This is a genomic window from Paludisphaera rhizosphaerae (assembly GCF_011065895.1).
GTDB classification, from domain to species: domain Bacteria; phylum Planctomycetota; class Planctomycetia; order Isosphaerales; family Isosphaeraceae; genus Paludisphaera; species Paludisphaera rhizosphaerae.
In genome coordinates this window covers 1-12,890 of sequence record NZ_JAALCR010000036.1, presented here as the reverse complement: position 1 = coordinate 12,890, position 12,890 = coordinate 1, and the positions used below count along the sequence as shown (strand labels likewise).

Here is a 12,890-nt window from a genome sequence, read left to right as displayed (position 1 = left end):
ATCATGGCCGAGACGATCTCGCTCTTCCTACCGCTCCCGCGCGCCTGGTCCACGATCCACGACCCGGAGGCGCGGGCCGAGGTGGTCCTCGAACGCCCCGCGGGCGCCGCCTTCGAGGCGCTGACCCTCGGGACGACTCTCGGGGACGACCTGACCGTAAACCCCGCCGCCCACCAGCGGCGGATCGCCCGGACGACCGACGCCCGGCTCACGCTTATCCTGCATCGCACCGGGAACTCCGCCGAGTCCATCTCGCTCACCGCGTCGGACCTGGCGATCGGGCCGATCGCGCTGGGCCGGACCCGACGGGCCGTGGGCGTCGATCCCGAGCTGGACGTCCTCCTGCAAGGCTCCTTCGTCGTCCCCACGGCCGGCCTGGCTGGAGGCGACCTGACCGACTGGATCGAACCGCTCTGGCCCACGGGCGACCTGTCGGCCGTAACGCACTTGCGCATCGAGCCCGACGGGCTGTACCTCCAGGGCAGACTGCCGGGCGCCCTCTTCGCCGACGCGGCTGACCGGACCGTGGCGCTCCGCGTGCCTCAGCTTGCCGGCGACCTGGTCGACGGCCCTGACGCCGACCCACGGCACCGGGGCCGATTCTGGTCCCTCACCTCGTTCCAGTTCCCGGACCTCCCGACCGACTCCCGGGTGTTCGTCCGGGAGCACGCCAAGCAGTTCGAGAGGTTCCGGCTCCAGACCAACGGCGACGCCACGGATCCCTCGGCGCCCCGGAGGAGCGACACGTTCGTCGACAACCTCGCGATCGCTCCGCCGGCGGAGTGCACCGTCCGCATCTTCCGCGACGGTGATGCGCTGGAGTGGGACGCCCGGCCGCCCGGCGTGCGCCTGGTGATCGCCGCCGGTCGGTCGGACGAGACCACATTCTTCCCCCGCGCCCTGACCGGCCGCGCGGAGCGATCCGGCGGCGCCTTCGCCCGCGACTCGGATCGCCCGGTGCAGTTTGAGTCGGGCATCTTCGACCCCACGAAGGTGCCGATTCGCCTGGAGGCGAGCAACCGCGGCGGTTCGGGCCAGGTGGACTTCCGGTTCCCGGCCGAGTCGCTGGTCGCCCTGTCGGTGCCGATCGTGCCGCCATCGCCGCCCGGAGGGCCGCCGCCCCTGCCCGAGCAGGCCGGCGACCTTGGCCCGGACGCCCCGCGCGAGCCAGTCCGCAACTGGATCTGCACGCGCGACGGCTGGCTCCAGCTCGATGCCGAACGGCCCGTGTCGGCCCCCACGCCGGGGCTGCCCGAGCGCGACGTGTCGGGCGTCCTTCCGCTGGACACGCTCAGCGGGGCGCTCCTGCGGGCCCTCGACCCCGACGATGGCGACGAGGCGGTCGCTGGCCTCGAGGTGCGCACCGAGGCCCTCGCGGCCGGGCATATCGCCATCGCCCTGGACCGCGCCCCCGACGGCGCCGAGAGCCTCCGCCTGGAGTTGCACGGGGCACGCACGACGGTCCTGACCCCGCGCGTCTGGTTCGCGCCTCGCACCGGACCGGGCCCCGACGCCCCCCGCGACGCGGTTCCTTCGTTGACCGCGGCCGCCCTGCCCGAGGCGACCCAGGCGGACGCCCTCGATCTCGACCAGGAGAGCGACGAGCAGCGCGAGGCCCGCGCCCAGAGGCTCGAGGCGCGACTCGATGAGGTCTTGCAGCCGGCCACGTTCGTCACGCCGCCCCCCGAAACGCTCGGGGACCTCAATATCGCCAACGCACGCCGGCTCTACGCCGAGATCTCCTGGGACGCAGCACAGCGGCGGTTCCGGTTCGGCTTCCCGGCCGATCGGCTCGTGGCCTGGCAACGGCCATCGCTACCCCTGGTCACCAATTATCCCCTGACGCCCCCTTCCGATCGCGACGCCTATCTCGACTCGAATCGCGGCCTCATCCCGTTCGTCCGCGCGGAGCCGATCGGCGCCTCAGGGCCGCGGTTCGTCCCCGTCGGCTTTCCGGCACGGGCCCTGCCGCGCCTGCTCGACGACGACGTGGCTCCCCCCGACTTCCCGCGCGGGGAGGACGACGGCTGGACGCCGGCCCGCGAGGTCCGCGTGTTCCTGCCGACGCTGCCGGGGCTGGAGGCCGACATTGCCACACGGCCGACCGACTGGGCCTACCGCCACGCGGTCCCGGCGCTCGACGAGGCCTACGCCGAGGCCCGGGAGGCCGACGACGGCCCGGCGGTCGTCAACCCCGGCGGCCGGGGCCCAGACCTGGCTCGCGTCGAGGGGGCCGCCGCCTTCACCATCGGCACTGCCGAAGCGGCCGGGGCCTCCGGCTGGCTCCCGATCGGGGCGGCCCCCATCCACGACGCCGTGACCGCGGGCCTGGAGACCGCGAATCCTCGCCTCACTTTCCGCCTCGGCGCCTCAACGTCGGCCCCGATCACTTTCGATCGCGGCTCCGGCGTGGCCGAACTCTCGGCCGACCTGTCGTCCACTTTCAACGACGGTCCGAGGCCCGATTTCGCCGCCCTGGCCCTCACGCCGGTCACGGCGGCGCAGGCCGGAGAGGAGGCGATCATCCACAACGGCCAGCCGATGCTCACCCGCTGGAGCCCAACGCTCGGCGCGGTGGTGGCCCTGGACGGCGATGGCCTCGTGCGCGCCGAGCCGACCGGGCGCGACCAGCTCGCCTGGCCTCCCGGCGCGACCGACCCGATCGTGCGCCGAACCGCATCGCTGACGCTCCGGGCGGCGCAGGCCGTCCACACGCTCGACCTCGTCGGCGTGACCGTTGGGAGGGCCCCCGAGCCGGATGAACTCGGCCTGGAGCGCTGGTCCTGGACCGAAGGGGGGACCTGGCCCAGCCTCCTGGGATTCCCGCTCTACCCGTTGCAGTTGGCGAGCCTCGAGGCCGACGGCACGACGGTGCTCCGGGCCGTGCTGCTGCCGCGTCCGCCCGACGTCGCGGCCGACCCCCTGCACGCGCCGGGCTTCGCCGCCGGGTCGGTCCTCTTGACCTTCCGGCCGACCGCCGGAGCCGATGAGTTGGAACTGGCCGAGGTCGCCGGGGACCTCGACTGGCGATTCCCGGTACCGCCGGAGGCCCCCGAGTCCGAGCCTCGCGTCGAGAGGGTCGTCGCCGACGTCACCCTCGACTCAGGGGGCGATTCCCTGGCCCTGGCGATCCGAGAAGTCGCGGTGCGCCACGAGGTCGGCCTCCTCCGCCTGGTTCCCGGCGCCTCCGCCGATCGCGACGGCTCCATCGTCGTCGATCCCGCCCCGGATGGGCCGGTGCTCCGAGCCCGCCTGCAAGACTCCGTGGAGCGCGCGAGAGACGGGGCCCGCCTCGTCTATCAGGTCGCCCTGCACGTCACCCCTGGCGCCGCCGGCGCGACCGAGCAGACGCCGGTGTGGGACGGCTACCTCTTCCGTTGGTCGTCCGACTTACCCGAGATGGAGGGTACGGCGGACCGGCCGAGGTGGGAGTTGGCCAACGGCGACCCGGCACCCCCGGTGGACGGGGACGGCGCGACGCAGCCGACCCGGTGGCAGTTGCGGCTCTCAAGGACCTCGCAGGACCTCGTCGGCGTCCTGGGCGTCGAACCCCACCGCATCGGCGCCCGCGATCTGCTGTTCCCGATCAAAGCCCTGCTCCGCTCCCCCGACGTCGCCGACCGATCCTGGTTTCGGACCACGCCGCTGCTCCGGGGATTCGCCGCCGTGACCTTCACGCCAGGCGGCGACCCGGCCACAGTCCCTTTGCCCGCCGTCTTCGCGGCCGAGATTCCCCTGAGCTTCGCCGGCCGGACGGCTGACCGGACGATCCAGGTCTTCGACCCGCAGGACGACACCTTCCATACCCTGGATCGGGGTACGGAGGCGGTCGCCCTGGGCGACGACGGCCGCCCGTTGCCGGCGTTGGACGTCCGCCTCGCCAATGCCACCCTCGTCGGGACCAGCCAGGACGAGATCGTCTTCGCCCGCTCGCAGGAGCCGGGGCAACTCGTCTCCATGAGCCTTCCCCGGAATGTCACCTCCTCCAAGCCGTTCGTCGCGGGCGTGACGACGCGGGCCATGACGGTGATCCGCCTGATCGGCAGGAACATCGCCGTCACCGTGGACGATGCTGAGAACGTCCGGGCCTGGGACCTGACGAGCGACGGCCCCCCCCGACCGCTCCCGGCGAGCCCGACATCGGCCATCGAGGGGCCGCTCGGAATCGTGACCGTCGCGGACTCGCGAGTTTCGGCCCTCGGCGCCCTCCCGCCAAACAGCGGGGTCGAGGTCGTGGCGTGGGCCAGGATCTCCGCCGACGGCGGGTCCGACGCCGGCGTCTACGTCTGGGAGCAGAACGTGAACTTCCTGGCCGAGGATGTTGGGCCCGGCTCCGCGCGCTTGCTCCGCCGGGTTAACCCGCATATCCCCGGCCTCTCCCCGACCACGACCGTCCCCCCCGTGCCCGATCCGGGCGCCTCTGCGATCACGGCCATCGCCGTCACAAACGACGGGCATGTTATCTCGGGCGCCCGCGACGGGTCGTTGCTGGTCTGGAAACGGGACGTCCCGTTCACACAGTTGCCGGTGGTATTCCAGCGGATGGAGCATGGGACGCTGCCGATCTCCGCGGTTGCGGCCCTCATCGCCGGCGACGACCGGATCGTCTCGGCCGATGAGTCGGGGACGCTGAAAATCTGGCCGCCGCCGCCGGACACGGGCCTCACCGCTCCCCCGGCCACGATCCACGAGGCGCAGGCCCAGCACGTCATCGACCACGGGTCGGCCGTGGCGGCGCTCGTGCCCCTGGGCTTCGACTCGACGACTCAACGGACACAGTTCGCCGTGCTCGACCGCGACGGGGCCGCCACCCTGTACAAGGTCCTGCTGGCGAGCAATTTTTCGGGCGAGGACACGGTCTTCCAGAGGGAGCGGCTCGACACCCGCGGCGCCTCGGTCCGCTCCATCGCCCCCCTGCCGATCGACGACAAACACATCCAGTTGCTCCTGGACGGCGTCGCCCCGCCCACTCGGCTGGAAGGCGTGCTCCGGGCGGGCACCGCCGGACTCTCCATCGAGGTCAGCGGCCGGCTCACGGCCCAGGACGCGATCGAATATGAGGACCCAAGCGTTCCCGGCGCGCGATGCACGCATCGGGCCGACCTGTTGTTCGATCGAGCCCGCGTCCCACTCGAGTCCCTCTTCCGCGGCGCCGGGCCGCCCCGGCCGCTCTCCCTCGGCGCGGTGGTCGAGCACACGTATCGATTCCCGCGCGGCCCCGAGCGAGTCTGGCAGACGCCCCAGGTTGTCCGTCTGATGCGGGCCGCCGACTTCGTCGCGGCCTACGGTGTGACCCGCCCGGCGGACGACGACCTCGTGATCGACGCCGGGGCCGTCCACTGGCTTCAGTGGGTGGACCGCGCCGACCGCGAGCCCGGCGGCGCCGCCTCCGTGAGCAACGACCGCCTCAGCATCCTCCTGCGACCGCGCGAGGTCGGCCGGATGCAGCGCGGGGCCCCGCGGACGGTCCGCCTCCCGACCGTGCTCCAGCGCGACCCGTTCGCCCCAGGGCTCAAGGTGGTGCTTAAGGTCCCCACCGCCGCCGGAGCAGCACTGGACGCCCTGACCCTCGCGGCCGACACCAGCGGGGCCCAGCCGATCCAGCCGCCGCCCGAATCGTTGCCCGTCGAGGTCGCCGAGCCGCCCGTCGATTCCCGGGCCGATGCGGACGACTCGGTGTCCTACTTCGACCGGGCGGCCGAGGCCGCCTGGCTGGATGAGCGGTTCCTGCACGGGCTCCTGATCCCGAGGCGCACGCCGGGTCTGGCCATCGACGACCTGGCCCAGCCGCCGACCGGGCCCGTCTCGCCGATCCTCAACAACACCAACGTCGGCCTGGACTCGACGCACGACCTGGGCGATCTCGCCTGGCTCCGTCTGACGGCCCGGCCGAGTCACCTCCCGGAGGGGGCCGAGGATCTCCGATCGCTCGGCCCGATCTCCCGCCGTCGCCTCCAGCCGCAATTGGCCGCCGCAACGGTGGCGAACAAGCACCGGCCGGGAGGCCCGGAGTCACTATCGGTCGCTCGGTTGGACGGCCCGACCCTGGCCGAGTTCCCCTTCGTCGTGGAGTCCGGGGCGCCCGCGACGGCGGGTCCCTCCCGCGGCTCGGCCCTGTTCCAGGACGTCCAGCTCGTCGTCTTCGAGGGCGGCCGATTCCGACGACTGGAGCGGGTGCAGCTGCCCATCGGCGCCGACCCGGTCGCCTGGGCGAGCGATCTCCGGGCCGCGCGCCGCCGCCGCGATGCCCTGTTCCTCTTCGTCGAGGCCAGCCGCCTTCTACTCCTGCCGCGGTCGTTCCAGTCCGCCCGCGAGGACCTGCGCGCCGCCTGGCCCTGGGAGGTCGAGGACGGGGGCGAGGCCCGACCAATCCCCGAGCCGCGCTGCGTCTCCCCGGGGGCCGTCGGCGGCGATCTCGTGGGCGACCCGGGTCTCTCGCTGACGGTCTTCGGCGCGAGGCCGGTCGGCCCACACCCGGTCGACCGGCCGGTCAAGGGGGTCGCCGCGACCCGATTCCGCCTAGCTCCCACCCCCGCCGACGGCCCCTCCGGGGCCGGCAGGCTCCGCGCCGCGCGGATCGACCCGACGCAGCCCCTGGCATACAGCGCGTTGGACGAGGTTCGCTTCGCCGCCCAATCGGAGGGCCGTTCCTATCCGCGCGCCGACCCCGGAGCCCTCGCTCGGCGGCCCGATCCCGCCATCGCGCCGGAGCCCGACACGGTCTCGCTGCTCCTCCCTCTCCTCGATGTCGTCGCCTGGGCCGCCCGCCCCGGCGAGCAGACGCGCACCACCTGGTCGCTCCGACGCGTTGGGGCAGCGCTCGGGCCGGCCGTGAGGACCAGCCTGCGGAGACCCCGGGCCAAGCCCGGCGTCGAGGAGGCGGTACGCCTCCAGGCGCTCGGCCAGCCGGTCCTCGCCGGCCGAGGGCGCTTCTGCGAGCGTGCCTTCCGGCTTACCCAGGTCATCGACTCGACCCGGTTCCTCCCCGTCAACGAGGACGGCGACCGTCGGGTCTACGCCGTCCTCACAACCCGCAGCGAGCTCTTCCGATCCTCCTCCGGCCGCGACGCGGCCAGCACCGGCCCCGCGCGCGTCTACACCGGCGAGCCGTCCGAGCTGACCCTGATCGCCGCGGCCGGAGGGATCCCCGACGTCCAGACGGCCGAAAACCCAGACGGCACCGGACCTGTCCCCGTAGCGATTCCGTTCCTCCTCTACCTCAACGCCGGAGAGGACCCCAAGGACGTGCCCGATGGACCTCGAAAGTTGAAGGTCGGCCCGCCGCCCTTGGGCGACTGGAAACCCGTCGGCGATCCCGCCGATAACGTCTTCCTCCAGAAGTTCCCGGTGCCGGAGGGGCTGTCGGCCGACTTCGAGATCCTCATCATGATATTCCGAAGAGACCTGCCCCCAACGCCGGGCGACTTGCCGGATCTAGCGCCCAACGGCAACGACGTGCGGGCCTGCCTGAAAGTCGACCGCCTCGATCGGCAGGGCCGGTTCCGGGCCCCGAAGATGGGAGTCTCGCTGCTCGCGCGGACCCGGGCCTCCGACCCCGTCTCCGGCCCGTACCGGCTGTCCGGCTACGGCCGACTCGGCGACGCCGCGTTCACGCCGATTCGCCCCGGGCGGGGCCGGGCGCCGGGCGACGTGGACTGGTCCAGGCTCGCGGGCCTGCGTACGCTCGACCGGGTCGACGAGCGTGACGACCCGCTCGATCCGTTCGCCTACGATGTGGTCGTCTACGGGCCCGGGGGCGAACTCCTCCCGACCGATCCGCCATCTTCCGGTTGAAGTCGACCCGAGGTCATGGACGCGAATCAGGACCACAACCTCCAACTTCATCGGTCGCGGAGTCTGGGATCGATCTCCAAGGATTCGAATCATGCACCCGAACGTCCAACTCATCGAGAGGCTCTATTCGGCGCTCTGTGACGGCAATCCGGACGCTGCGGCCTTATGTTACGCCCACGACGCACACTTCCAGGATATCGCGTTCAGTCTCGACGGCCGCGAATCGATCCGCCAGATGTGGCGGCTCGTATCGAGCCGCAAGGTGCAGGTGACATTCGACTCCTTGACAGCCGATGACCGCCAAGGAGCCGGCCACTGGGTGGCGGACTACACGTTCTCCGATACCGGAAGGCCGGTCGTGAACGACATCCGGTCGCGATTCGCTTTCCGAGAAGGCCTCATCGTCGACCACCGGGACGAATGTGATGCTTGGTCGTGGGCGAACCAGGCCTATCCCTTTCCCAAAAACCTCCTCGTCGGGCTCATCGGGCCACTCCGGCGTTTTGGCGCGCGAAAGAAACTCGAAGAGTTCATCCGAGAGAACCCCGAGACGTTCACCTAACCTCGAGAGTGCTCGCCATGATTCACGAAACATACCGCGTTGACGCGACGACGTCATTCGGCATCGACATCGCTCCGGCGCCAGCCGACGGCAGGAAGTACCCGGTCGTCGTCTTGGTCCATGGAAACTTCGGCCTGCGCGATCCCTACGGAGACCAGTTGCGGAACTTTACCGACGAGATCGCCGAGCTGGGCTACCTCGCTGCACTCCCGACGTACTTCCCGTCCGGCTTCGCGAATCCCGAGGACGTCAACATCGACGCCCATTCCCCGGCACTTGTCGCCGCGATCGATCACCTGTCGCGTCGCGCGGACGCCGACGTCACCCGCCTGGGATTGGTTGGCTTCTCGCTCGGGGGTGGCATCGCCCTTTCCTACATCCAGCGCGCGTCGATCGGATCCGTGAAGGCATTCGCGGATTTCTACGGGCTCGTCGGCCCCAAGCTTAGCGCCGGCGTCGCCAAGGTGCCCCCGACGATCATCTTTAGCAACGAGCATGACCCGTTCGTTCCCGTGGCCCAGAATTCCGGACCATTCGCCGACGCACTCGCCAGGGCGCATATCGAGCACGAGCCGATCGCCCCCTACGCCTGGGCCCACGACGATTGGATCGGGGGCGGAGTGCACGCCTTCCGCCCCGGCGGCCCCGACGACGTCAGTTCGCGCGATCGGACGAAAAAGTGGCTCGTGAAGCACATGCCGCCGGTCGGACTGCCCTAATAGACCGATTTCCTTGAAGGTATAGCGCCCTGTTGACGGATCGGGTAGCCTCGCGGTATCGCCACTCCCGAGGGCCATGCCGTGAGAGCCTATTCCGCCGACCTGCGCGAGCGCGTGCTCGCCGACTGCGACGCCGGACTCGCGACCGCCGAGGTGGCGGCCAAGTACCGCGTCAGCGCCAGCTGGGTCCGCCGCCTGAAGCAGCGCCGACGCGAGACCGGCGAGACAGCCCCGCGGGCCCAGCGCTACGGCCCGGCGCCGAAGTGGGCCGGGCACGCCGAGGCCATCCGCGCCTCGGTCCGCGAGGCCCCCGACGCCACCCTGGAGGAGCACCGCCGCCGCCTCGGCCTGGACCTGGGGATCTCCACGCTCTGGCGGGCGATCGACGCCCTGGGCCTGACCGTGAAAAAAAAGCCCTGAGGGCCGCCGAACAGGACCGCAAATCCGCGAACCATCGGCCCTCCTGATGCGTCTGGTCGTTCAAATCGACGAGACGCAACAGGAGGCGTGACATGTATGACGTCGGCTTGCTTGAACAGAAGTTCGCGAAGATCGGCGCCCGGTTGAGGCCTGCGGAGGAGGGGGGACGGCGGCCGATCGCGTCCGACGGCGGCATTGTCCTCGACATCCGGAACGACGGCGACGGGGAGTTCTTCCAGGTCGTCGGCCGGCAGGAAGGGCCGGCGGAGGTTGAGGTTCTGGACGTGCAGCCCAAGGATCGGCACCTCTTGCTCATGGTGCGGATGCTTCGAGGCAAGCAGAAGTTCCTCTGCGGCCACGACGAGCGCCACTGGTTCGTCGCCGCGATCCCGGAATCGGCCCCGGTCGGGACCGTCCGGGCCGCCAAGGAAGCCCTGAAGCCCCCGGAGGTCCGCGCCGCCCAGGCCCGCGCGGGGCTCGACGCCCGTCGCGGCAACCGGCGCAAGAACGCCGCCAACCGTCGCCAGGGGGAGTGGTTCTTCCTGCCCTCCCCGCGACTCGTCGTCGATCCGAAGCTGGTCCTCGTCCAGGAGCCCATCCGTCGCGGCGGCGGCAAGGCCCACTGGTGCGAGTTCCTTTATCGGACCGGCGGCCGGGCCGTTCACGTCTGCCGTCGCCACCCTAACGGGGTCGACGCCGCGACCTATCACCGGATCTTGACCAAGAATCCCGAAGCCAAGAACTGGGGATGGCGGACGATGGTCCGCGACGCCGAAGTCTACGCCCGGGGACGCATCAGCCACCCCGACCACCGGACGATCACGCTTCACGGTTGGCACCGCGTGATCATGAACACGGAGACCCAGGCCGCCGCTATGCGGAACGTGGCGTTCCTGGACTGACCCCGACCGGGGCCAGCATCTCTTCCGTCTCTTCCAACCTCGCGCGGGCCGGCGAAGACTTTCTTCGCCGGCTCGCCAGCCAGGCCGCCGCGGCGAGCGCGACGAGGCTCATCTGCCAGAGGTAGTAGGCGACCAGAATGTCGGTCGGCCGGTAAAGGGTCCACGTCGTCGCCGCGACCCCCGCGGCGAGCACGCCCAGCATTCGGGCCGCGCGGTGTCTCCCGAACCCGAAGAAGATCCAGGCCCCGAGCGCCAGCACGTTGGCCGACCAGGGGATCATGGAGTACATCGGGAACCAGCCGTACGCCAGCGTGAACCAGCCGCGAAGCAACCCGCCGTCGCCGCCTCGTAGTGCCGGCAGGGCGCACGAAGTCGCGAATAAAATCGCCGAGATCCCCGCCCAGTTCCTTGGACGCCTCATCCCCGACCTCCTCGCCGCCCTTCGCTTGCTCTCGGCCGCCCTTCGGCGCTACGGCGGCCGATCCCTCTATGTAGCAAGCTCGATGCCGATCCGACAAGGCAAGCTGCGGCGAATCGTCCGGCGCCTGGTTGGGATTTCATTTGAGTCGGCCGCGTTCGACGGGTTCCAATGAGCGGACCTGTAGGACGTCCCGCTATTCGGTTCGCGAGCGATCAACGCCATGAAATCCGCCCTCTCCCTCTCTCTCGCCCTTGTGCTTCTCCCAACCCTCGCCTCCGCGGCCGACGACCCGGTCGACCTTCCCCAGGGCTACTGGCCCGCCTCGAAGGTGGACGAGATCCTGTCGAAGACGCAGGTCGTCCGCCTGGCGCCCGATCTCACCGGGCTGGACATCAACGAGAGGGAGGCCGTGGACTCGCTGCTCGAGGCCGGGGCGATCATGCAGCGGCTCTACGAGGACGCCCGCCACCATCAGGCCCTCAAGTCGCACGAGAACCTGATCGCGCTCAACCGCCGGCTGGGGAACCCCAAGCGGACTCGGGACCTCCTGGACCTCTACCGGCTCTTCCAGGGCCCGATCGCCACGACGCTCGCCAACGGCCGCGAGGCCTTCCTGCCCGTCGCCTCTCAGGTCCCCGCGCGGAACGTCTACCCCGTCGACGCGACGGCCGAGCAGGTGAACGCCTTCCTGGCCGCCCACCCGGAGCGCCGGGGGATGATCCTGGCCGAGCGGTCGGTCGTGCGGCGGACGGCTCCCGAGACCCTGGAACGCGACCTCAGGACGCTCAACGACGGGGCGCTCGCCGTCCTTCACAGCCGCCTCAAGGCGGACCTGCAGACGATGTCCCGCCAGCCGGACCTGAAGTCGTTCTACGCCGTCCCTTACGCCGTCGCCTACGCGACCGAACTCCGCGGCGTCTACCAGCGCCTGAACGACGCCGCCGAGAAGATGGAGCCGACCGACGCCGACTTCGCCGCCTACCTCCGCAACCGCGCCCGCGACTTCCTCTCGAACGACTATGAGAGCGGCGACGCCTCGTGGGTCGCCGGGCGGTTCGGCAAGCTCAACCTCCAGGTCGGCGCGTACGAGACCTACGACGACGCCCTCTTCGGCGTGAAGGCGTTCCCCAGCTTCAGCCTGCTGCTGGTCGACCGGCCGGCGACCGACGAACTGCGCAAGAAGCTCGGCGGCCTGCAGGCCGTTGAGGACGCCCTCCCTTACGACCACCACAAGCACGTGCGCGAGGACATCTCCGTGGGCGTCTACGACGTGGTCGCCGACTTCGGCCAGGCCCGCGGCACGAACACGGCCACCATCCTGCCCAACGACGCGAACTTCTCCCGCAAGTACGGTCGGACGATCCTGCTGCGTCGCAACGTGATGGAGAACCCAGATCTCTTCGCCGCCGACCTCCGGATCTGGAAGGCGTCCGTCGCCGACCCCTTCGCCGACGACCTCGCCCCGGCGGGGAACTTTCAGCGCACGCTCTGGCACGAGGTCGGCCACTACCTGGGCGTCGACCGCGACAAGGACGGCCGGACGCTCGACGAGGCCCTCAAGGACCGGGCCGACTCGATGGAGGAGATGAAGGCCGACCTGGTCTCGCTCTTCACGCTGCACCGCATGGCGAAGGACGGCGTCATCGACTCCGGCCTCCTCCGCGCCGTGCAGGCCGGCGGGATCCGTCGCACGCTCCAGAACATCAAGCCGAGGAGCGACCAGCCGTATCAGACGATGCAACTGGCCCAGTTCAACTACTTCCTGGACAAGGGCCTGATCACGGCCGACCCCTCGACCGCAAGGCTCACGATCGACTACGGTCGATACGCGGACGTGGTTGAGAGCCTCCTCCGCGAAGTCCTCGCCGTCCAGTACGCCGGCGACCGCGACGCCGCCGACGCGTTCCTCACCCGCTGGGGCGCCTGGACGACCGGCCTTCACGAAAAGCTCGCCGCCCGCATCCGAGACGCCCAGGGGCCTCGATATCGGCTCGTTCGCTACGGGGCGCTGGGGGAGTAATCTTGCCGATCCCCTGACGACCCGAGCCGCTCCCCTTGTCCCCTCTCCCGCC

The 12,890-nt window shown here is 70.7% G+C and carries 7 protein-coding genes; 6 read left to right on the top strand and 1 reads right to left on the bottom strand.

From position 1 onward, the window contains the following. Positions 1-3: 3 nt before the first annotated feature. From G5C50_RS28195 to G5C50_RS28175, 5 genes are all read left to right on the top strand, one after another. Complete coding sequence (locus G5C50_RS28195; RefSeq protein WP_165074445.1) at positions 4-7,794, top strand: WD40 repeat domain-containing protein; 7,791 nt, start codon at positions 4-6, stop codon at positions 7,792-7,794. A 91-nt stretch (positions 7,795-7,885) separates the two neighbouring features. Next, positions 7,886-8,356 carry a nuclear transport factor 2 family protein gene (locus tag G5C50_RS28190; protein ID WP_206107889.1) on the top strand — a complete coding sequence of 157 codons (471 nt, stop codon included), beginning with the start codon at positions 7,886-7,888 and terminating at the stop codon, positions 8,354-8,356. A gap of 17 nt (positions 8,357-8,373) precedes the next feature. Next, a complete protein-coding gene (locus G5C50_RS28185) occupies positions 8,374-9,075 on the top strand; it encodes a dienelactone hydrolase family protein (RefSeq protein WP_165074443.1) in 702 nt (233 codons plus the stop codon). Positions 9,076-9,156: 81 nt separating this feature from the next. Beyond that, complete coding sequence (locus tag G5C50_RS28180) at positions 9,157-9,495, top strand: IS630 transposase-related protein (RefSeq protein ID WP_165074441.1); 339 nt, start codon at positions 9,157-9,159, stop codon at positions 9,493-9,495. 92 nt (positions 9,496-9,587) lie between these two features. Further along, positions 9,588-10,397, top strand: a complete 810-nt coding sequence (locus G5C50_RS28175) for a hypothetical protein (RefSeq protein WP_165074439.1) — start codon at positions 9,588-9,590, stop codon at positions 10,395-10,397. On the opposite strand, the gene G5C50_RS28170 is transcribed toward G5C50_RS28175, so the two are convergent. Further along, positions 10,369-10,818 carry a hypothetical protein gene (locus G5C50_RS28170; RefSeq protein ID WP_165074437.1) on the bottom strand — a complete coding sequence of 150 codons (450 nt, stop codon included), beginning with the start codon at positions 10,816-10,818 and terminating at the stop codon, positions 10,369-10,371. The genes G5C50_RS28175 and G5C50_RS28170 overlap by 29 nt on opposite strands. A gap of 220 nt (positions 10,819-11,038) precedes the next feature. On the opposite strand from G5C50_RS28170, the gene G5C50_RS28165 reads away from it, so the two are divergent. Further along, entirely contained in the window at positions 11,039-12,838 is a 1,800-nt protein-coding gene (locus G5C50_RS28165) for an NUDIX hydrolase (RefSeq protein ID WP_165074435.1), read from the top strand. Positions 12,839-12,890: the final 52 nt, after the last annotated feature.